This is a genomic window from Actinoplanes sp. TBRC 11911 (assembly GCF_012933445.1).
Taxonomy (GTDB): domain Bacteria; phylum Actinomycetota; class Actinomycetes; order Mycobacteriales; family Micromonosporaceae; genus Actinoplanes.
The window spans coordinates 128,125-148,905 of the sequence record NZ_JABBNC010000019.1 but is presented as its reverse complement, the minus strand read 5'-3'; the positions used below and the strand labels follow the sequence as shown (position 1 = coordinate 148,905).

Genomic DNA, 20,781 nt, shown 5'->3' with positions numbered 1-20,781 from the left:
ACCGTGAGCTGAGCCATATGCAACGACCGATCGGCCACGTACGCCTTACGGTGTGCCTATGGGCGATGAGAGGCGTGGATATCTGTACGGCCTCACGGCGTACGTGATCTGGGGTTTCTTCCCGATCTACTTCAAACTTCTCCAACCGTCCACGCCGCTGGAAATCCTCGCGCACCGGGTCATCTGGTCCGTCGTCTTCATCAGCCTGCTGCTCGCCGTGATGCGTAACTGGCGGTTCCTGGCCCGGATCCTGCGCAACCCGCGACTGCTCAGCAAGATCGTTCTGGCCGCGCTGCTCATCGCGGTCAATTGGGGCACCTATATCTACGGCGTCAACTCGTCGCGCGTGCTGGAAACGGCGCTGGGCTACTTCATCACGCCGCTCGTGGTGGTGCTGCTGGGCGTGACGGTCCAGGGCGAACGCCTGCGCCGCTGGCAGTGGGCGGCGGTCGGCGTCGGTGCGCTCGCGGTGGTTGTGCTGACCGTGGACTACGGCCGGCTGCCCTACATCGCGCTGGCGCTGGCCGTGAGCTTCGGGTCGTACAGCCTGGTGAAGAAGCGTCTCGGGTTGCCGCCCGCCGAGGGGCTCTTCGTGGAGTCCTCGGTGCTGGCGTTGCCCGCTCTCGCGTACGTGGTCTGGCTGACGGCGGCCGGACACGCGCATTTCGGGCACGTCTCGGCCGGGCACACGTTCCTGATGATCTTCTCGGGACTGGCCACGGCCGTACCGCTGATGCTCTTCGCCGCGTCGGCCAACCGGGTGCCGATGGTCGGCATCGGCATTCTTCAGTACGTGGCGCCGATCCTGCAGCTCGCGTGCGGCCTGCTGATCTACCACGAGCCGATGCCGCCCGCGCGGCTGGCCGGATTCGCCCTGGTCTGGGTCGCCCTGATCATGTTTACCGCGGATGCGCTGCGCCGACGGACGGCGGCTGAACCGACGGCCGCCACCGTCGAACCAGCCGCCGCCCTGCCATCCCGCTGACCTGGAATCAGAAGATCAGGGGACGTCGTAGGCGAGCAGCGCCTTGCCGTCGTACCGCACCAGTTCCAGCCGGTCGAGGCTCCCGCCGGCGAAGTGGGTGACGGCCTTCATCGGGAACTCGGTGCCGGGCGCCGCCTGCCAGGACCCGAGCTGTTCCTGCTGGTCGTCCGGTCCGTACGCGATCAGGCGGAACGTCCACGGCCGAGGCGCCGATTCGCTGTACGTACACACCAATTCCACGCGTGTGCCGCCGGTCGCGCTGGTCAGACGGAGGTTGGCGGTGATCGGCGAGACGCCGTCGACGGGAGTCATCGCCATCGCCGGACCGGGCGGCGGTGTCGTCGGCTCGGCACTATCTCGGGTCCATGCGAAGCCCCCGATCGCGATCAGAGCGACCAGCACCACCGCCCCGACGCTGCTCAGCAGCCGCACCCGCCAGCCGTTGCGACGCGGCGCCGGCGACAACCGGGACGACGCCGGCGACAACCGGGACGACGCCGGCGACAACCGGGACGACGCCGGCGACAACCGGGACGGCGCCGGCGACAACCCGGGCGGCGGCGCCAACGGCTCGACCAGCTTGGCGAACTCCCGGGCATCCAGCCGGGAGAGCAGATCCGGCAGGGCCGACATGTCGGCGACCGCCTCGCGACAGAACGAGCAGGTCGCGAGGTGACGCTCGTACGCCGCGCGCTCCGCGGGGGAGAGGGCGCCCAACACGTACGCTCCGTCGTCGTGCTCATGCTCGCAGTGCACCCGGTCACCACCCTCCGCTGATCCCGCGCTTGCACACTGTCTTACGCAAGGGGGACCTGGTGGGTTCAACACCACGTCAGGCCGTAGCGGACTCTCCCGCGGAGAGGGCCTCGGCCACCGTACGGGCGGCGGAGGTCAGCTTGGCCCGCACGATTCGCGCGGAGGTGAGCATCTCGGCGGCCGGCAACGCGCACGCCAGCACCAGCCGGCGCTCGATGTCGCGGTCCGGCACGACGAGCACGGCGGCACACGCCAGCCCCTGCCGGAACTGGCCCATCTCCAGCTGCATCCCGCGACGCTCGCCCGCGGCCAGGTCGGCCTCGAGCGCCTCGGGTGTGCTCAGCGTGGCCGGCGTGAACTGCTTCATCCCGTAGTCGCGCAGGTATCGGGCACGTTGGTCGGGGGTCAGCGTGGCGAGCAGCGCCTTGCCGAGCGCGGTGGCGTGCCCGCCCTCGTCGAAGCCCGGCGCCATGTCCTCGATGAACGGCGAGCGTGGCCCCTCGGCGGACGCGGTCACCGCGATCCGGCCGCCGACGAAGCGGCCCAAGTAGTGGCTGTATCCGCTGTCCAGCGCGGCACGGCGCAACGCCTCCCCGACCGGGGGCGGTCCCCGGAACGCGGAGACCAGCTCCCGATAACGATCGGCGATCTCCAGCCCGACGATGTACGTGCCGTCCTCTCGGCGGATCACGTAGCCCTCGTAGGCCAGAGTGCGCACAAGGTGGTAGGTCGTCGCGACGGTCAACTCGCACCGTCGCGCTATCTGCTTCACGGTGAGTCCGCGCGGGGCCCGACCGACCGATTCGAGTACGCGCAAAGCGCGGGACACGCTCCGGATCAGATCGGACGGCTCCGCCAGGGGGTCGCGCACAGCTACCTCCGACGCCAGGGACTTACACCATATGAATAATCTTCCTCCGACGGAATGCCAAAACCGTGTTGATCACGATCGATTTACACGAGGCGTGTGGTCATTCGCACTCAACGCGCATGGATGCATTCTGCGGGCATAGTCTGAGATGGATGGCTTCGCGTGTGATATCCCTGGCGTCTCCGCGGGTCAGTCCGTGGCGCGCCGCGGTCGGAGCGCTGACCACCACCGTCGCCGTGTCGATCCCGGTTTTCCTGGTCGGCGGCCTGGCGGTGCAAATTAGTGACGAACTCGGCTTCTCCCCCGCCGGCCTGGGCCTGGCGGTCTCGGCCTACTTCGGCGTCAGCGCGATCGCGTCGGTCCCGGCCGGCGTGCTCGTCGAGCGGTACGGCGCGGTCCGCGTCTCCCGCGCCGGAATCGGGCTGGCGGCCGCCTCACTCATCGGCGTCGCCGCCTTCGCCACTGCACTGTGGAGTCTCATCGCGATCCTCGCTCTCGGTGCCGGCGCCAACGCGATGGGCCAGCTCGCCAGCAACACCAGCCTCTCGCGGCACGTCCCGGCCCGGCGGCAGGGTTTCTCCTTCGGCGTCAAGCAAGCCGCGATTCCCGTCAGTACGCTGCTGGCGGGCGCCGCGGTCCCGACGGTGGCCCTGACCCTCGGCTGGCGATGGGCGTTCGTCCTGGCCGGTCTCCTGGCCGCCACGGCGGTGCTGGCGGTGCCGGCCGATCCGGAGACGTCGCGCTCCGAGCGTTCACGTGACGCGAAGCAGGCCACCGCGGCGCTGCTCGTCATCGGACTGGCCGGGACGCTGGCCGCCGGGTCCGCCAACGCGCTCGGCACCTTCCTGGTCGACTCGGCCGTGGCCCGGGGCATCGCACCCGGACCGGCCGGCCTCGCGCTGACGCTGGGCAGCGCGGTCTGCGTGGCCGCCCGGCTCGCCGGCGGCTGGCAGGCGGACCGGCACCCGGGCCGGCAGATCGCGGTGATCTCCGGCATGCTGGCCTGCGGCGCGGCCGGTCTCGCGCTGCTGGCCGTCCCCGGCTCGGTGCCGCTGGTGATCGGGGTGGTGATGGGTTTCGGACTCGGCTGGTCATGGCCGGGCCTGGTGAACTTCGCGGTGGTGCGATTACATCCGCAGGCGCCGGCCGCAGCGACGTCGATCACACAGACCGGGATTTACGCCGGCGGGTGCGTCGGCCCGCTCGGCCTGGGCGCGCTGGCGACCGCGACCGGCTATCCCACCATGTGGCTGGTGGCCGCCGTGGCGATGGTCGCGGCCGGCGCGCTCATGCTGTTGGGCAGCCAGATGTTGCGTCACCACACAATCTGACGTCCAAGACCCCTGGCACCCAGACGCGGACTCGGTGTGGCATCGTGAAAGCGTGGTGAGCACGGGTGATTTGACGCTGACAGCGCTCGGCCTGGACATCGACCCCGCCGTCGATGCCTCGGTGACGGCGCTGCTGGCCGCCGTGGAGGAGGCGCTGCGGACGAATGTCGCCAGCGCCGACCCCTTGGTGGCCGAGGCCGCGCGCCATCTCGCCGATGCGGGGGGCAAGCGATTCCGGCCGATCCTGGTCGCATTGGGCGCGCAGTTCGGGGATCCCGAACTGCCGGAGATCATCGCGGCGGCGAACGTGGTGGAGCTGACGCATCTCGCGACGCTCTACCACGACGATGTGATGGACGAGGCGCTGGTCCGGCGGGGTTCGCCGAGCGCGAACTCGCGCTGGGGAAACTCGGTGGCGATCCTCGTCGGTGACTATCTGTTCGCGCGAGCCGCCGACATCGCGGCCTCGCTCGGGCCCGAGGCGGTGCACCTGCAGGCGCGCACGTTCGCGCGGCTGGTGCACGGGCAGATCGCCGAGACGGCCGGCCCGCGCGGCACCGATCCGATCGAGCACTACCTGCACGTCATCATGGAGAAGACGGGTTCGCTGATCGCCACGTCGGCGCACTTCGGCGGGTTGTTCTCGGGTGCCGAGGCCAAGGACGTCCAGGCGCTCGCCGCGTACGGGGAAACGATTGGCATCGCCTTCCAGCTCTCCGACGACCTGCTCGACATCTCGTCCGAATCGGTCGAGTCCGGCAAAACGCCGGGCACCGACCTGCGTGAGGGCGTGCCGACGCTGCCGGTGCTGTACGCGCTGGACGGCGACGACACCGACCCCCGGCTGCGCGAGCTGCTGTCGGCCGGGCCGCTCACCGACGACGAGCTGCACGCCGAGGCGCTGACGCTGCTGCGTGAGTCGGCCGCCATGAAGCGCGCGCGGGAGACCGTCCGGATGTATGCGGAGCAGGCCCGCGCGGAGCTCGCGCCGCTGCCCGACGGCGAGGCGAAGCGGGCCATGGACGCGCTATGCGATTTCATCGCCGACCGAACAAGCTGACTTATGGAAAAGGCCCCGGGCATTTCGCCCGGGGCCTTTCTTTTTGTGCCGCGCTAGCGGACGAAGGTCGACGCGTCCCGGGTCAGGTCGATCAGCGGTGCCGGGACAACGCCCAGCGCCAGGGTCGCGACCACGCCGATGGTCAGCGCGGCCGACGTCATGAAGCCGGGGATGGACACCGTCGGCGTCGACTCACCGGGCTGCGACAGCCACATCAGCACGACCACCCGCAGGTACGGGAACGCGATCAGCATGCTGCTGATCACGCCGAAGATGACCAGCCAGGTCTGACCGCCCTCGACGGCCGCCCCGAACACCGCGAACTTGGCGGTGAAGCCGCTGGTCAGCGGGATGCCGGCGAAGGCCAGCATGACGAACGTGAAGGCACCGGCGAACAGCGGGCTCTTGCGGCCCAGACCGGCCCACCGGGAGAGGTGGGTCGCCTCCCCGTCCGCGTCGCGGACCAGGGTGACGATGCCGAACGCGGCGAGAACCGAGAAGCCGTACGCCACGAGGTAGAACATCGTGCCGCTGAGCCCGTCCGAGTTGAGCGCCAGAACGCCCACCATCACGTAGCCGGCGTTCGCGATCGACGAGTAGGCGAGCAGGCGCTTCATGTCGGTCTGGGTGACCGCCAGGATGCCGCCGACCAGCATCGTCAGCACCGCGACCGCGCCGAGCACCGGCTGGAAGTCCCAGCGGACGCCCTCGAACGCCACGTACAGGATGCGCAGCAGCGCGCCGAACGCGGCGACCTTGGTGCAGGCCGCCATCAGCGCCGTGATCGGCGTGGGAGCGCCCTGGTAGACGTCCGGGGTCCAGACGTGGAACGGGGCCAGCGCGCTCTTGAAGAGCAGGCCGATCGCGATCAACGCCAGGCCGCCGTAGAGCAGCACCTGGCTGCGCTGCGGGTCGGCCACCGCGGCGTGCACGGCGTTCAGGCTGATGCTGCCGGAGAAGCCGTAGATCAGCGCGATGCCGAACAGGAAGAACGCCGAGGCGTACGAGCCCAGCAGGAAGTATTTGAGCGCGGCCTCCTGGCTGAGCAGGCGGCGGCGCCGGGCGAGCGCGCACAGCAGGTACAGCGGCAGCGAGAACACCTCGAGCGCGACGAACATGGTCAGCAGATCGTTCGCGGACACGAACAGCAGCATGCCGCCGAGCGCGAACAGCGTGAGCGGGTAGACCTCGGTGGCGCCGGGCTGGTCGCCCGCCTGGCGCAGGTCGCGCTCCGAGCCGACGGTGACCGCGGCCTGGGAGACGAACGCGCCGCCCTTCTCGATCGACCGCTCGCCGATCAGCATCAGCGAGACGGCGCCGAGCACCAGCAGCGAACCCTGGAGGAAGAGCGCCGGCCCGTCCACCGCGACCGCGCCACCGATGGTGATCTTCCGGGTGTCGTAGTTCACGAGCACCATGACGAACGCCGCGATGAGCGCGAGGAACGACAGTCCGAGCTGGATGCGGTGCCGCGACTGGCGGGGCGTGAGCGCCTCCACCAGGACGCCGGCACAGGCCGCCCCGAAAAGGATCAACATAGGCGCGAGCGCGCTGTAGTCGATCGCGGGTAGTTGCAGGTCTGGCATGGCTAGCGCGCCGCCCTTCCGTTCGCGACCGCCGTCGGACCCGGATCGGTCGTGCCGACGTCCTGCATGGTCGCCTGGACTGCCGGGTTGATCACATCGGTGACCGGCTTCGGGTAGAAGCCGAGCAGGAGGAGCAGGAGGATCAGCGGGGCCACCACGACCTTCTCCCGCAGGGTGATGTCCTTCTTCATAGCCGGCACCGCTTCGAGCGCCGGGTTCACCGTGCCCTGAGTGGTGCGCTGGAACATCCACAGCACGTACGCGGCGGCCAGGATGATGCCCGCCGTGGCGATGACCGCGTAGACCTTGTGGACCGTAAACGTTCCGATCAGGACCAGGAACTCGCTGATGAACGGCGCCGTTCCGGGCAGGGCCAGCGAGGCCAGGCCGGCGAAGAACAGGATTCCGGCCATCACCGGCATCGTCTTGCCCGCACCGCCGAAGTCGCTCACCAGGTTCGAGCCGCGCCGGGCCACGAACATGCCGACCACGATGAACAGCAGGCCGGTCGCCAGCCCGTGGTTGACCATGTAGAGCACCGAGCCGGTTCCGGCCTGGCTGGTGAAGGCGAAGATGCCGATGGCGATGAAGCCGAAGTGCGCGATCGACGTGTACGAGACGAGCCGCTTCAGGTCGTTCTGCCCGACCGCCAGCAGTGCCGCGTACAGGATGCCGATGACCCCGAGGACCAGGGCCGCCGGGGCGAACCAGCGCGACGCCTCCGGGAAGAGCACCAGGCAGTAGCGCAGGATGCCGAACGTGCCGACCTTGTCCATCACGCCGACGAGCAGCGCGGCAGCACCCGCCGGGGCGGCACCACCGGCGTCCGGCAGCCAGGTGTGGAACGGGAAGAACGGCGCCTTGATCGCGAAGGCGACGAAGAAGCCGAGGAACAGCCAGCGCGCCGTGCCCTGGTTGATCGCCTGCGCCGAGTCCATCAGGTGCGCGAAGTCGAACGTGTGCCCGGCCAGCGCCCACAGCCCGATCACCGAGGCCAGCATGAACAGGCCGCCGACCAGGCTGTAGAGGAAGAACTTCACCGCGGCGTATTGGCGGCGCTGGCCACCGAACGAGCCGATGATGAAGTACATCGGGATGAGCATGACCTCGAAGAACACGTAGAACAGGAAGACGTCGGCGGCCGCGAAGACGCCGATCATCGTGAACTCGAAGGCCAGCAGCAGCGCGAAGTACGTCGGCGCGGACCGCTTGCTCTGATCCACGTCGTGCCAGGACGCCAGGATCACCACGGGCATCAGGATCGCGATCAGCATCAGCATGACCAGCGCGATGCCGTCGGCCGCGAAGGTGAAGCGAGCGTCCCAGGACGGGATCCACGCGTACGACTCGTGGAACTGGAAGCGAGCGCCACCGGTCTTGAACGCGACCCACATGACGATGGTGAGCGCGAGCACCACCAGCGACCAGACAAACGCGACGATCTTGGCTAGCTCGGACCGCCGTTTAGGAATCGCTGCCACGACGACCGCGCCCACCAGCGGGAGCAGCGTCAGGATTCCCAGGAAGGGAAAGTCGTTCACTGAATCCACCCCAGCTGGATCGCGAGGAAGGCGCCGACCACGATCACGGCGCCGGTGAGCATCGAGAGGGCGTACGAGCGGACGAATCCGGTCTGCAGGCGCCGCAGGCGGCCGGAGCTGCCACCGACGCCGGCCGCGACGCCGTTGACCAGCCCGTCGATGCCCTTGTTGTCGAGGTAGACCAGCGCCCGGGTGAGGTAGATGCCGGGGCGCTCGAACACCCCCTCGTTGAAGGCGTCCGTGTAGAGGTTCTTGCGGGCGGCCGTGACGACCGCGCCGGCCGGCTGCGGCTCGAGGGCCGTGCCCTTGCGGAACAGCGCGATGGCGATCAGCGCGCCGACGACCGCGAAGACAACCCCGAGCGTGCTGATCAGCCAGGCGGCCATGACCGGGTCGTGCTCGACGCCCTCGCCGGTGACCGGCCGCAGCCAGTCCTGGAAGCCGCCGTAGTGCAGAAGTCCACCGGCCACGATCGAGCCGATCGCCAGCAGCACCAGCGGGATGTACATGACCGGTGGCGACTCGTGCGGATGCTTGATGTCGTCGGTGTAGCGCTCCGGCCCGTGGAACGTCAGCACGAACAGCCGCGTCATGTAGAAGGCGGTCAGACCGGCGCCGATCAGCGCGGCCCAGCCGAACAGCCACGAGGTCCAGTCGCCGCGCTCGAAGGCCGCCTCGATGATCGGGTCCTTGGAGAAGAAGCCGGACAGCGGCGGGATGCCGATGATCGCGAGCCAGCCCATCATGAAGGTGAGCCAGGTCCACTTCATGTATTTGCGCAGGCCGCCGAATCTCCGGATGTCCACCTGATCATGCATGCCGTGCATGACCGAGCCGGCGCCGAGGAACATGTTGGCCTTGAAGAAGCCGTGCGCGAGCAGGTGGATGATCGCCAGCGCGTACGCCCCGCCGCCGAGCCCGACGCCGAGGAACATGTACCCGATCTGGCTGACCGTCGACCAGGCCAGCACCCGCTTGATGTCGTCCTTCGCGGCGCCGATGATGCAGCCCATCAGCAGCGTGACCGCACCGACGCTGACCACGATCAGCTGCAGCGTGTGGTTGGCCGAGAAGATGGCGTTCGAGCGGGCGATCAGGTAGACGCCCGCGGTCACCATGGTCGCGGCGTGGATGAGGGCGGAGACCGGGGTCGGGCCCTCCATCGCGTCCGGCAACCAGGCCTGCAGCGGGAACTGACCGGACTTACCGGCGGCGCCCAGCAGCAGCAGGATGCCCATGATCAGGACAGTCGTGCTGGAGAGCGAACTCACGCCATTGAAGACGTCCGAATACTGCGTGCTGCCGAGCGTGGCGAACATCAGGAAGATGCCGACGGCCAGGCCGGCGTCGCCGACCCGGTTCATCAGGAACGCCTTCTTGCCGGCGGTCGCCGCGGATGGACGGTTGTACCAGAACGAGATAAGCAGGTAAGAGGCGAGTCCCACGCCCTCCCACCCGAAGTACAGCATCACGTAGTTGTTGCCGAGTACCAGCAGCAACATCGCGGCGACGAAGAGGTTGAAGTAACCGAAGAACTTCCGGCGCCCCGGGTCGTGCTGCATGTACCCGACCGCGTACAGGTGGATCAGCGAACCGACGCCCGTGATCAGTAGCACGAAGACGCCGGACAGCGGGTCGAACAGCAGGCCGAAGTCGACATGCAGCCCACCGACGGTGATGAAGTCCCACAGGCTCTGCTGGGCCGAGCGCGCGCCCGCGTCCAGTCCGCGCAGGCTGAAGAAGAAGATCAACCCGAGCACGAACGAGGCGGCCACCGCGAAGACACCGAGCCAGTGTCCCCACTTGTCGGCCCGCTTGCCGGAGAGCAGCAGGATCGCGGCGCTGGCGAGCGGAATGGCCACCAACAGCCAGATCCCGCTCAGCGCCCCCGTCGCGTGGGCATACTCCACTGTCTGTTCCACGTGAAGGCCCCTTTAGTACTTGAGGAGGTTCGCGTCGTCGACGCTCGCCGAGCGCCGAGTCCGGAAGATCGACATGATGATCGCCAGGCCCACCACGACCTCGGCGGCCGCCACGACCATCACGAAGAACGCGACGATCTGGCCGTCCAGGCTGCCGTTGATGCGGCTGAACGTGATGAACGCCAGGTTCGCGGCATTGAGCATGAGCTCGATGCACATGAACAGGACGATCGCGTTGCGGCGGATCAGCACACCGGCGGCGCCGATGGTGAACAGGATCGCCGAAAGCACGAGGTAGTAGTCGGGAGTCATTTCTCTGTTCCCTTCGGTGCCGCTTCCCGCTCGGTCAGCTCACGGACCGGAAGGATCGGCGAGATGCTCCGATCGGAGCCGTTGCCGTCCGGCAGCTTGGCCGGCGCCGCGACCGACATCGTGTTCGCGTAGACGCCGGGACCGGACTTGGCACCCGGGTACGCCCCGGGGCGGAAGCGCAGCTTCATGCGCGTGATCTGGTCGATGATCTCGCTCTTGGCCCGCTCCACGTGCGCCAGCACCATCGCGCCGACCGCCGCCGTGATGAGCAGCGCCGACGTGACCTCGAACGCGAACACGTATCGGGTGAACAGCAGCGCGGCCAGGCCCTGGACGTTGCCGTTCGCGTTCGCCGCCTGCAACCCCACCGCGGGGATGTCGGTCAGCGCGCGGGCCACGCCGGTGCCGACCAGCAGGGCGAAGCCGATGCCCAGAACGATCGCGGCGACCCGCTGTCCGCGTAGCGTCTCGATCAAGGAATCGGACGCGTCCCGGCCGACCAGCATGATCACGAAGAGGAACAGCATCATGATCGCGCCGGTGTAGACGATGATCTGCACCGCGCCGAGGAACGGCGCCGAGTTCACCACGTAGATGAAGCCCAGGCACAGCATCGTCAGGACCAGCCACAGCGCGGAGTGAATCGCGTTGCGGGCCAGGACCATACCGAGCGCACCGATCACCGCGATCGACCCGAGGATCCAGAAGGCGAAGGCCTCACCGGTGGAGACGTGGCTCATTGGACCGCCTCCTTGGCCGCTTCCCCGGTCCCGTCGGTGGCCTCGTTGGTCGACCAGGGTGCCCGCTCGGCGCCGGCCGAGGTGCCCGGGTTGCTGAGCGCGCCGACGTAGTAGTCCTTGTCGGTGTCGCCCAGGCGCATCGCGTGCGGCGGCTGCTCCATGCCCGGCAGCAGCGGCGCCAGCAGCTCCTTCTTGGTGAAGATCAGGTCCTGCCGGCTGTCGCGGGCCAGCTCGTACTCGTTGCTCATGGTCAGCGAACGGGTCGGGCAGGCCTCGATACACAGGCCGCAGAAGATGCAGCGCGCGTAGTTGATTTGGTAGATCTTCGCGTACCGCTCGCCCGGGGAGTAGCGCTCCTCGTCGGTGTTGTCGCCACCCTCGACGTAGATCGCGTCCGCCGGGCAGGCCCAGGCGCACAGCTCACAGCCGATGCACTTCTCCAGGCCGTCCGGGTGACGGTTCAGGATGTGCCGGCCGTGATAGCGCGGCGCCGGGGTCGGCGGCGAGAACGGATAGTCGGTAGTGACGACCTTGCGGAACATGTGCGCGAAGGTCACACCGAAGCCCTTGAAGGATCCCGTGAACGTGCCCACGTCACACCTCCTTGGTTTCGGATTCGCCGCCGACCGTGGCGGGGGCGCGTTCGGCCACCGCTCGGCGGGCCCGCGGGCTCGGGGGTACCTGAAGATCCATCGGCGGAACCGGGAAACTGCCCGGCGGCCGCGCTGCTAGCTGCTCCTCGATGGAGAGCTCTCGTGGTTTGCGAGCGCTCGGCCAGAGCATCGCGACCAGCAGGACGACCACCACGATGCCGGCGATCGTGAGCCACCTGGTCGTGTCCGAGAGGTGGTTGTTGGCGACCTTCACATAGCTGAGGAAGAGGATCCACACCAGGTTGACCGGGATGAGGACCTTCCACCCGAAGCGCATGAACTGGTCGTACTTGATCCGAGGCAGCGTAGCCCGCAGCCAGATGAACCCGAACAGCAGGATCAGCACCTTGGCGAAGAACCAGATCATCGAGAACCAGCCGGAGTTCGCGCCGTGCCAGAACGCCGTGATCGGCCAGGGCGCTCGCCACCCGCCGAGGAACAGCGTGGTACAGAACGCCGACACCGTGATCATGTTGATGTACTCGGCGAGGTAGAACAGCGCGAACTTGAACGACGAGTACTCGGTCTGGAAGCCGCCGACCAGCTCGGACTCCGCCTCGGGCAGGTCGAACGGCGCCCGGTTGGTCTCGCCGACCGCCGAGATGATGTAGATGACGAAGCTCGGCAGCAGCAGCACCGCGTACCAGCTCGGCGTCGTCGGGTGCCATCCGAAGATCGAGATCGAGCTCTCGTTGCCCTGCGCCTGCGCCGCGACGATCTGCGAGGTGCTCATGGTGCCGGCCGTCATGAAGACCGCGACGATCGACAGACCCATGGCGACCTCGTACGAGATCATCTGCGCGCTCGACCGCAGACCGCCCAGCAGCGGGTACGTCGAGCCGGAGGCCCAACCGGCCAGCACCACGCCGTACACGCTCATCGAGGAGCAGGCGAGCAGCACCAGCACGGAGACCGGGACGTCGGTGAGCTGCAGCGCGGTCTTGTGACCGAACATGCTGACCACGCCGCCGAACGGGATCACGGCGAAGGCGGTGAACGCCGTCGTCGCCGAGATCACCGGCGCGATGAAGTAGACGATCTTGTCGGCCGTCTTCGGGATGATCTCTTCCTTGAACGGCAGCTTCATGCCGTCCGTGAGGCTCTGCAGCCACCCCTTCGGACCAACCTGGTTGGGGCCGGGCCGGACCGCCATGCGGGCCACGACCTTGCGCTCATAGTTGATCGTGAAGAGGGTCAGCAGCAGCAGGATGACGAAGACCCCGAACAGCTTGATCAGGGTGACCCACCAGACCGTGTCTTCAAAGGTCTGGAGCGTCGGATCCTGGGCGTGTGCCGCCAGGATCGTCAACGGCGGATTCATACGGTTGCCCCCTCGGCGAGGATCGGGCCCGGAATTCCGGCGGTGAGCCGGACGATCGCGCCCGAGGTGACGCCGAGGCTGCGACGCAGCGTCGAGCCCGGCGAGTTGGTGGGAACCCACACCGTCTGCGGGGGCAGGTCGGTGATCGCGGCCGGGAGGGAGATCCCGCCTCGGTCCGTGCTGACCGTAACCACATCGCCCTCGGCCACGCCGAGAGTCTCGGCAACGTCCTTGCCGATCCGCACCTGCGGGAGGCGGGCGGTGCCCTTGAGCACGTCGTCGCCGTCCAGCAGCGAGCCCTGGTCGATCAGGTGGTGCCAGGTCGCCAGGACCGCCTCACCCGCGCCGGGCTTGGCGGGCGCGCCCGCCGCGACCATCGGGGCCACCGGGCGGGCCGAGTTGCTCGCCGGCATCGAACCCAGCTCGCGGCGGATCGCCATCACGTCGCCGGTCCCGAGGGTTACCTCCATCAGAGCGGCGACCGCCTCGAGCACCCGGCCGTCGGTCATCGACGTGCTCGGCAGGACCGTCTCGAAGGACCGCAGCCGGCCCTCCCAGTCCATGTAGGTGCCGGCCTTCTCCTGCGCCGGGGCGATCGGCAGGACCACGTCGGCGCGCCGGGTCACGGTGGTGGGCCGCATCTCCAGGCTGACCACGAAGTCCGCCGCGTCCAGCGCCTGCTCGGCCAGCCTCGGGTCGGACAGGTCGTTGGTGTCGACGCCACCGACCAGCAGGCCACCGAGCCGGCCCGCGGCCGCCGCGGCGATGATGCCGTCGGTGTCGCGGCCGGGCACGCTGGGCAGCGCGCCGGTCTCGACGCCCCAGCTCAGCGAGAGCTCCGCGCGGGCCGCCGGGTCGTTGACCGGACGGCCGCCGGGGAGCAGGTTGGGCAGCAGGCCGGCGTCGACCGCGCCGCGGTCGCCGGCCCGGCGCGGGATCCACGCGAGGCGGGCGCCGGTGCGCTCGGCGAGCGCGGCCGCCGCGGACAGACCGCCGGGCACGGTGGCCAGGCGCTCGCCGACCAGCAGCAGCGAGCCGGGCGCGCTGAGCGCCGCGGCCACCGCGGGGTCGTCGGCCAGCAGCCGGGCCTCGTCGCCGGGGACCGCCTGGACCAGCGTGGCGCCGATCTTGCTCAGGCCCCGGGACAGATACGGCGCGATGGCCGTGACCTGCAGCTTCTTCTTGTTGTGGCCCTTGCGCAGACGCAGGAAGAGAATCGGGCTCTCCTCCTCCGGCTCGAACGACACGATGACCGCGGACGACGCGTTCTCGACGTCCTCGTAGGTCACGTCGGTGACACCCGCGACCGAGGCGGCCAGGAAGTCGGCCTCCTCGCTGCTCAGCGGGCGGGACCGGAAGTCGATGTCGTTGGTGCCGAGAGCGACCCGGGCGAACTTCGCGTACGCGTACGCGTCCTCCACCGTGAGCCGGCCGCCGGTCAGCACGCCGACGCCCTTGCCCTTGGCGCCCTGCAGGCCGGTCGCGGCGGCGAGAAGCGCCTCGCTCCAGGAGGCCTCGCGCAGCTCACCGGTGGCGGCGTCGCGGACCAGCGGGTTCATGATCCGGTCGTTCGCGGTCGCGTACCGGAAGCCCCAGCGGCCCTTGTCGCAGTTCCACTCCTCGTTCACCGCGGCGTCGTCGCCGGCCAGGCGCCGCAGCACCTTGCCGCGGCGGTGGTCGGCCCGCATCGAGCAGCCGGACGCGCAGTGCTCGCACGCGGTCGGCGAGGAGACCAGGTCGAACGGGCGGGCGCGGAAGCGGTACTGCTCGCCGGTCAGCGCGCCGACCGGGCAGATCTGGATGGTGTTGCCGGAGAAGTACGAGTCGAAGGCGACGTCGCCCTCGCCCTCGCCGACCTGGCCGTCACCGGTGCCGGCGCCGCCGAAGAAGTCGTCGCGGTAGACGTTGATCTGCTCGCCGGAGGAGCGGTCCATCAGGTCGATGAACTTGTCGCCGGCGATCTCCTCGGAGAACCGGGTGCAGCGCTGGCAGAGGATGCAGCGCTCGCGGTCCAGCAGCACCTGGCTGGAGATGTGGATCGGCTTCTCGTACTCGCGCTTGTGCTCGTGGAACCGCGAGTCGACCCGGCCGTTGGACATCGCCTGGTTCTGCAGCGGGCACTCGCCGCCCTTGTCGCAGGTCGGGCAGTCCAGCGGATGGTTGGCCAGCAGCAGCTCCATCACGCCGTGCTGCGCCTTGTCGGCGACCGGCGAGGTGAGCTGGGTCTTGACCACCATGCCCTCGGCGACCGCCTGGGTGCACGAGGCGACCGGCTTGCGCTGTCCCTCGATCTCGACCAGACACTGCCGACAGGCGCCCGCCGGGTCCAGCAGCGGGTGGTCGCAGAAGCGCGGGATGGCGATACCCATCCGCTCGGCGACCCGGATGACCAGCTCGCCCTTCTCCGCGGTGACCTCGATGCCGTCGATGGTGAGCGTGACGGTGTCGGTCTTCTTCGCAAGGTCGGTCATATCAGTGCGCTCCAACCAGGGCCTTGCTGGACAGCCGCGGGGCGGTCCGGCCCTCGATGTAGTCCAGGTAGTCCTGGCGGAAGTAGTTCAGCGTCGACATGACCGGAGTCGCGGCGCCGTCGCCCAGACCGCAGAACGACCGGCCGAAGATGTTGTCGGCGGTGTCCATCAGGGTGTCCAGGTCCTGGTAGGTGCCCTCGCCGGAGAGGATCCGGCGGTACGTGCGGGTCATCCAGTAGTTGCCCTCGCGGCAGGGGGTGCATTTGCCGCACGACTCGTGGTGGTAGAACTCCAGCCACCGCCAGGTCGCGTAGACCGGACAGTCCTGGTCGCTGAAGATCTGCATGGCCGTGGTGCCCAGCAGGGACCCGGCCGCCGCGACGCCCTCGAAGTCCATCGGGGTGTCGATGTGCTCGGCGGTCAGCAGCGGCGTCGACGAGCCGCCCGGCGTCCAGAACTTCAGCTGGTGGCCGGGCTTCATGCCGCCGGCCAGCTCGATCAGCTCCCGCAGCGTGATGCCCAGCCCGCACTCGTACTGGCCGGGATTCGCGATCCGGCCGGACAGCGAGTAGATCATCGGGCCGGACGACTTCTCCGTGCCCATGCTCTTCCACCAGTCGGCGCCGCCCAGCACGATGTACGGCACGCTGGCGATGGTGCCCACGTTGTTCACCACGGTCGGGCTCGCGTACAGGCCGGCGATGGCCGGGAAGGGCGGGCGCAGCCGGGGCTGGCCGCGGAAGCCCTCCAGCGAGTCCAGCAGCGCGGTCTCCTCGCCACAGATGTACGCGCCGGCGCCGCTGTGGACCACCAGGTCCAGGTCGAAGCCGGAGCCCATGATGTTGCGCCCGAGGAAACCCTTGCGGTACGCCTCGTCGACCGCGGCCCGGAGCCGGCGGGCGGCGTGCACCGCCTCGCCGCGGATGTAGATGAAGGCCTGGTTCGCCCGGATCGCGTACGAGGCGATGATCGCGCCCTCGATCAGCGAGTGCGGGTCGTAGGTCATCAGCGGCAGGTCCTTGCAGGTGCCCGGCTCGCCCTCGTCGGCGTTGATCACCAGGTAGTGCGGCTTGCCGTCGCCCTGCGGGATGAACCCCCACTTGAGACCCGTCGGGAAGCCCGCACCGCCGCGACCGCGCAGACCCGAGTCCTTGACCAGCTGGATCAGGTCGTCGGGGTGCACGTCGAGCGCCTTGCGCAGGGCCGCGTAGCCGTCGAGTCGTTGGTAGACGTCGATCTTGTAGGCATCCGGCGAGAGCCAGCGCTTCGTCAGGACGGGAGTGAGCTTCTGGAGAACCTCGGAGCTGGGCTGCGTCACTTCTTCACCTCGTTACCGGTGTTGCCACCCTCGCGCGCCGGCTTCGTCTTGGCGATCGGCGTGTCCGGGTTGAAATTCGCGACGGCGACGCCGTGCTGCTGGGCCAGCGTCACACCACGCAGGGTGGGCGTGCCGGCCGGGCCGTCGGCGAGTGCGCCGTCCCGCTCGTCGCTGAAACCGGCGAGCTGGTGCTGCATCTCCTTGAGCGAGCCGAGGCGCGCGCCGCGGCTGGGCGCCGGGCGCTCGCCGTTGCGCAGCTTCTCCACCAGCGCGATCGCGGACTCGGGCGTCGCCTCGTCGATGGCGAAGTCGTAGTTGACCGTCACCACCGGTGCGTAGTCGCAGGCGGCCAGGCACTCGGCGTGCTCGAACGTGATCTTGCCGTCGGCGGTGGTCTCGTCGTGGCCGACGCCGAGGTGCTCGGAGAGCTCGTCGTAGACCCGCTGACCGCCCATCATGTTGCACAGCGTGTTGGTGCAGACACTCACCAGGTAGTCGCCGGTGGGCCGCCGCTTGTACATCGTGTAGAACGTGGCGACCGCGCCGACCTGGGCCTTGTTGATGCCCAGCACGTCGGCGCAGAACGCGACGCCGCTCGGGCTGACGTGGCCCTCCTGGGTCTGCACGAGGTGCAGCAGGGGAAGCAGCGCCGAGCGCTCGCGACCGGCGGGGTAGCGAGCGATGATCTCGAGCGCGGGGGCTAGCAGCTTCTCTACCAGCGGTGCTGCCGCTTCGGAGAAGTCGATATTTGTGTCGGTCATTTAGCGGTCACACCCACCCATCACGGGGTCCAGAGACGCGCCCCCGGCGATCACGTCGGCCAGCAGGGCGCCTTCGGCCATCGCGGGGATGGCCTGCAGGTTCACGAAGCTCGGGTCCCGCATGTGCACGCGGTAAGGATGGGTGCCACCGTCCGAGACGGCGTGGACCCCGAGCTCGCCGCGCGGGTGCTCGATACCGACGTAGACCTGGCCCGGCGGAACCCGGAAGCCCTCGGTCACGAGCTTGAAGTGGTGGATCAGCGACTCCATCGACTGACCCATGATCTTCGCGACGTGCTCGAGCGAGTTGCCCATGCCGTCCAGCCCGACCGCGAGCTGCGCGGGCCAGGCGATCTTCTTGTCCGAGACGAAGATCGGGCCGGGCCGGAGCTTGTCCAGAGCCTGCTCAACGATCTTGAGCGACTCCCGGATCTCGGCGATCCGGACCAGGTAGCGGCCCCAGACGTCCGAGGTGGTGGCGGTCGGCACGTCGAACTCGTAGTTCTCGTAGCCCGAGTACGGCATGGTCTTGCGCAGGTCCCAGGCCAGGCCCGCGGCGCGCAGCACCGGGCCGGTGACACCCAGCGCCAGGCAGCCGGTGACGTCGAGGACACCGACGCCCTGGGTCCGCTGGTGCCAGATCACCTGGCCGTTGAGCATGGCCTCGTACTCTTTGAGCTTCTTCGGCATGTAGACGAGGAAGTCGCGGATCTTCTTGATGGCCGAGTCGGGGATGTCCTGGGCGACGCCGCCGGGACGGAAGTACGCGTGGTTCATCCGCAGGCCGGAGGTCTCCTCGAAGACGTCGAGGATGTACTCACGCTCGCGGAAGCCGTACAGCATCATCGAGATCGCGCCCAGCTCCAGGCCCGTGGTGCCGAGCCAGACCAGGTGCGACGAGATCCGGTTGAGCTCCATGAAGAGCACCCGGATCGTCTTCGCCCGCTCGGTGATCTCGTCCTCGATGCCGAGCAGCTTCTCCACCGCGAGGACGTAACCGGCCTCGTTGAACAGCGGCGCCAGGTAGTCGGCCCGGGTCACGAACGTGGTGCCCTGCGTCCAGTTGCGGTACTCGAGGTTCTTCTCGATACCGGTGTGCAGGTACCCGATGACGGGGCGGACCTCGGTGACCTTCTCGCCCTCGAGCTCGAGCACGAGCCGGAGCACGCCGTGCGTCGACGGGTGCTGCGGACCCAGGTTGACAACGATCTTCTCGTTGCTCAGCGGGTCGATGTTATTGGTGATCGTGTCCCAGTCGCCGCCGGTGACGGTGAAGACGCGACCCTCGGTGGTCTCTCGTTCGGTTGCGTAACCCGGTGAAGTCACTGGTAGACCCTCCGCTGGTCAGGTGGCGGAATTTCGGCACCCTTGTACTCGACGGGCACGCCGCCGAGCGGATAGTCCTTGCGCTGGGGGTGGCCCTCCCAGTCGTCCGGCATGAGAATCCGGGTCAGGTTGGGGTGGCCGGTGAAGATGACCCCGTACATGTCGTACGTCTCCCGCTCGTGCCAGTCGGCGGTGGGGTAGACGCTCGTGACGCTCGGCACGGTGACGCCGTCCGCGACCGCGACCTCGAGCCGCACCCGGCGGCGGTAGGTCATCGAGGTCAGCTCGTAGACCACGTGGAACCGGCGCGGGTCGCTGTTCAGGTAGTCCACGGCCGACAGCGAGGAGCACAGCTCGAAGCGCAGCGACTCGTCGTCGCGCATGATCTGCGCGACCTCGGCGATCCGCTCGGCCTTGATGTGCAGCGTCAGCTGGCCACGGTCCACCACGACCTTCTCGATCGCGTCGGCGAATCCCGGGTACGCCTCCTCGAGCGCATCGGTGACCTCGTCGAAGTACCCGCCGTACGGCTTGGGGGTGCTCACCACCTCGGGCGCGCGCCGCACCAGGCCGCCGAAGCCGGACACGTCACCGGAGCCGGTGATGCCGAACATGCCCTTACGGGGGTTCGGCGGCACCTGGGCCGGGGCGTCGATGTCGGCCCCGACCGGCTCGGCGTTGACCGGCACGCCGCCGGTCGACTGTTCCGGGTTAGTCGGTTCGATGCTCACTTGCCCTCCCGCATGTGCGGCTGCAGCTTCATCCAGTTCTCGATGCGCAGCTGCTCCTCGCGGCCCTCGATGACCGCCTGCGTCCACTCGGCCCGGCGGGCCTTGTCCACGCGGTACGAGGAGGGCATCGCGCCCGGCGCGACGATCGGCATCTGGCCGGCGGCCTTGCGGGCCTCGAGCATCTTCTTGCCGTTCGGGCCCAGCGGTGCCGCCATGACCTTCTCGCGCATCTTGAGGATGGCGTCGATCAGCATCTCCGGCCGCGGCGGGCAGCCCGGCAGGTAGATGTCGACCGGGACGATGTGGTCCACACCCTGCACGATCGCGTAGTTGTTGAACATGCCGCCGGACGAAGCGCAAACACCCATGGAAATCACCGAACGCGGCTCGGGCATCTGGTCGTAGATCTGCCGCACGACCGGGGCCATCTTCTGGCTGACCCGGCCCGCGACGATCATCAGGTCCGCCTGCCGGGGCGAGGCGCGGAAGACCTCCATGCCCCATCGGCCCAGGTCGTAGTGCGGGCCGCCGGCGGCCATCATCTCGATGGCACAGCAGGCCAGCCCGAAGGTCGCACCCCAGAAGGACGACTTACGAGCCCAGTTGGACAGTTTCTCGACGGACGTCAGCAGGATGCCGGCGGGGAGCTTCTCTTCGATTCCCATGAAACATCAGTCCCAGTTGAGGCCGCCGCGCCGCCACACGTACGTGTAGGCGATGAAGACGGAGACGATGAAAAGAACCATCTCGACGAACCCGAAGACGCCGAGTGACCCGAAGGACACCGCCCACGGGTAGAGGAAGATGGTCTCGATGTCGAAGACGATGAAGAGCATCGCGGTCAGGTAGAACTTCACCGGGAAACGGCCGCCACCGATCGGCTGCGGGGCGGGTTCGATGCCGCACTCGTACGCATCGAGTTTGGCGCGGTTGTATCGGTGCGGGCCGACGATCGGCGCGATCGACACCGAGAACAACGCGAACAGCAACCCGAGGATCAGCAACCCGACGATCGGGACGTAGGGGTTGATCGTCATGTCGTCTCCTGCTCGACTTCTTGGTTTGTGGCCTGGCCTCGGACTTCCGCCGGGTAGGT

18 protein-coding genes and 1 pseudogene are annotated in these 20,781 nt (G+C 68.5%); 3 read left to right on the top strand and 16 right to left on the bottom strand.

All coding sequences use genetic code 11. The features are described from left to right. Positions 1–58 precede the first annotated feature (58 nt). Positions 59–985 carry an EamA family transporter RarD gene (gene rarD, locus HH310_RS24775; RefSeq protein WP_169178022.1) on the top strand — a complete coding sequence of 309 codons (927 nt, stop codon included), beginning with the start codon at positions 59–61 and terminating at the stop codon, positions 983–985. A 15-nt stretch (positions 986–1,000) separates the two neighbouring features. Here rarD and HH310_RS24770 read toward each other — a convergent pair whose 3' ends face one another. Next, positions 1,001–1,741 carry a zf-HC2 domain-containing protein gene (locus tag HH310_RS24770; protein WP_169178021.1) on the bottom strand — a complete coding sequence of 247 codons (741 nt, stop codon included), beginning with the start codon at positions 1,739–1,741 and terminating at the stop codon, positions 1,001–1,003. A gap of 76 nt (positions 1,742–1,817) precedes the next feature. Next, complete coding sequence (locus tag HH310_RS24765; protein WP_169178020.1) at positions 1,818–2,612, bottom strand: IclR family transcriptional regulator C-terminal domain-containing protein; 795 nt, start codon at positions 2,610–2,612, stop codon at positions 1,818–1,820. Positions 2,613–2,764: 152 nt separating this feature from the next. On the opposite strand from HH310_RS24765, the gene HH310_RS24760 reads away from it, so the two are divergent. Both HH310_RS24760 and HH310_RS24755 read left to right on the top strand, forming a co-directional pair. Beyond that, on the top strand, positions 2,765–3,943 hold the full coding sequence (locus tag HH310_RS24760; protein WP_169178019.1) for an MFS transporter: 1,179 nt from the start codon (positions 2,765–2,767) through the stop codon (positions 3,941–3,943). A gap of 55 nt (positions 3,944–3,998) precedes the next feature. Then, positions 3,999–5,003 carry a polyprenyl synthetase family protein gene (locus tag HH310_RS24755; protein ID WP_169178050.1) on the top strand — a complete coding sequence of 335 codons (1,005 nt, stop codon included), beginning with the start codon at positions 3,999–4,001 and terminating at the stop codon, positions 5,001–5,003. 53 nt (positions 5,004–5,056) lie between these two features. Here the strand turns inward: HH310_RS24755 and nuoN are convergent, their stop codons facing one another. The 14 genes and pseudogenes from nuoN to HH310_RS24685 all read right to left on the bottom strand — a co-directional run bounded on the left by nuoN (position 5,057) and on the right by HH310_RS24685 (position 20,722). Next, positions 5,057–6,589 (bottom strand): NADH-quinone oxidoreductase subunit NuoN, encoded by a 1,533-nt coding sequence (gene nuoN / locus HH310_RS24750; protein WP_169178018.1) that lies wholly within the window; start codon positions 6,587–6,589, stop codon positions 5,057–5,059. A 2-nt stretch (positions 6,590–6,591) separates the two neighbouring features. After that, on the bottom strand, positions 6,592–8,130 hold the full coding sequence (locus HH310_RS24745) for an NADH-quinone oxidoreductase subunit M (RefSeq protein ID WP_169178017.1): 1,539 nt from the start codon (positions 8,128–8,130) through the stop codon (positions 6,592–6,594). Further along, positions 8,127–10,052 carry an NADH-quinone oxidoreductase subunit L gene (nuoL, locus tag HH310_RS24740; RefSeq protein WP_169178016.1) on the bottom strand — a complete coding sequence of 642 codons (1,926 nt, stop codon included), beginning with the start codon at positions 10,050–10,052 and terminating at the stop codon, positions 8,127–8,129. The genes HH310_RS24745 and nuoL overlap by 4 nt, the downstream gene beginning before the upstream one ends. Before the next feature lie 12 nt (positions 10,053–10,064). After that, positions 10,065–10,364 carry an NADH-quinone oxidoreductase subunit NuoK gene (nuoK, locus tag HH310_RS24735; protein WP_169178015.1) on the bottom strand — a complete coding sequence of 100 codons (300 nt, stop codon included), beginning with the start codon at positions 10,362–10,364 and terminating at the stop codon, positions 10,065–10,067. Then, positions 10,361–11,104 (bottom strand): NADH-quinone oxidoreductase subunit J, encoded by a 744-nt coding sequence (locus tag HH310_RS24730; RefSeq protein WP_169178014.1) that lies wholly within the window; start codon positions 11,102–11,104, stop codon positions 10,361–10,363. The genes nuoK and HH310_RS24730 overlap by 4 nt, the downstream gene beginning before the upstream one ends. After that, positions 11,101–11,697 (bottom strand): NADH-quinone oxidoreductase subunit NuoI, encoded by a 597-nt coding sequence (nuoI, locus tag HH310_RS24725; RefSeq protein ID WP_169178013.1) that lies wholly within the window; start codon positions 11,695–11,697, stop codon positions 11,101–11,103. The genes HH310_RS24730 and nuoI overlap by 4 nt, the downstream gene beginning before the upstream one ends. A gap of 1 nt (position 11,698) precedes the next feature. Beyond that, complete coding sequence (nuoH, locus tag HH310_RS24720; RefSeq protein ID WP_169178012.1) at positions 11,699–13,078, bottom strand: NADH-quinone oxidoreductase subunit NuoH; 1,380 nt, start codon at positions 13,076–13,078, stop codon at positions 11,699–11,701. Beyond that, a complete protein-coding gene (locus HH310_RS24715; RefSeq protein ID WP_169178011.1) occupies positions 13,075–15,549 on the bottom strand; it encodes an NADH-quinone oxidoreductase subunit G in 2,475 nt (824 codons plus the stop codon). Before HH310_RS24715 ends, nuoH begins: the two co-directional genes overlap by 4 nt. 1 nt (position 15,550) lies before the next feature. After that, a complete protein-coding gene (gene nuoF / locus HH310_RS24710) occupies positions 15,551–16,867 on the bottom strand; it encodes an NADH-quinone oxidoreductase subunit NuoF (RefSeq protein WP_169178010.1) in 1,317 nt (438 codons plus the stop codon). A gap of 53 nt (positions 16,868–16,920) precedes the next feature. Next, positions 16,921–17,628, bottom strand: a pseudogene (nuoE, locus tag HH310_RS24705) (NADH-quinone oxidoreductase subunit NuoE); the annotation flags it as partial. Continuing rightward, positions 17,629–18,954 (bottom strand): NADH-quinone oxidoreductase subunit D, encoded by a 1,326-nt coding sequence (locus HH310_RS24700; protein WP_169178008.1) that lies wholly within the window; start codon positions 18,952–18,954, stop codon positions 17,629–17,631. It lies immediately after the preceding pseudogene. Further along, positions 18,951–19,679, bottom strand: a complete 729-nt coding sequence (locus HH310_RS24695) for an NADH-quinone oxidoreductase subunit C (RefSeq protein ID WP_169178049.1) — start codon at positions 19,677–19,679, stop codon at positions 18,951–18,953. Before HH310_RS24695 ends, HH310_RS24700 begins: the two co-directional genes overlap by 4 nt. Before the next feature lie 2 nt (positions 19,680–19,681). Then, positions 19,682–20,350, bottom strand: a complete 669-nt coding sequence (locus HH310_RS24690) for an NADH-quinone oxidoreductase subunit B family protein (RefSeq protein WP_169178007.1) — start codon at positions 20,348–20,350, stop codon at positions 19,682–19,684. Positions 20,351–20,356: 6 nt separating this feature from the next. After that, entirely contained in the window at positions 20,357–20,722 is a 366-nt protein-coding gene (locus HH310_RS24685; protein ID WP_211192568.1) for an NADH-quinone oxidoreductase subunit A, read from the bottom strand. Positions 20,723–20,781: the final 59 nt, after the last annotated feature.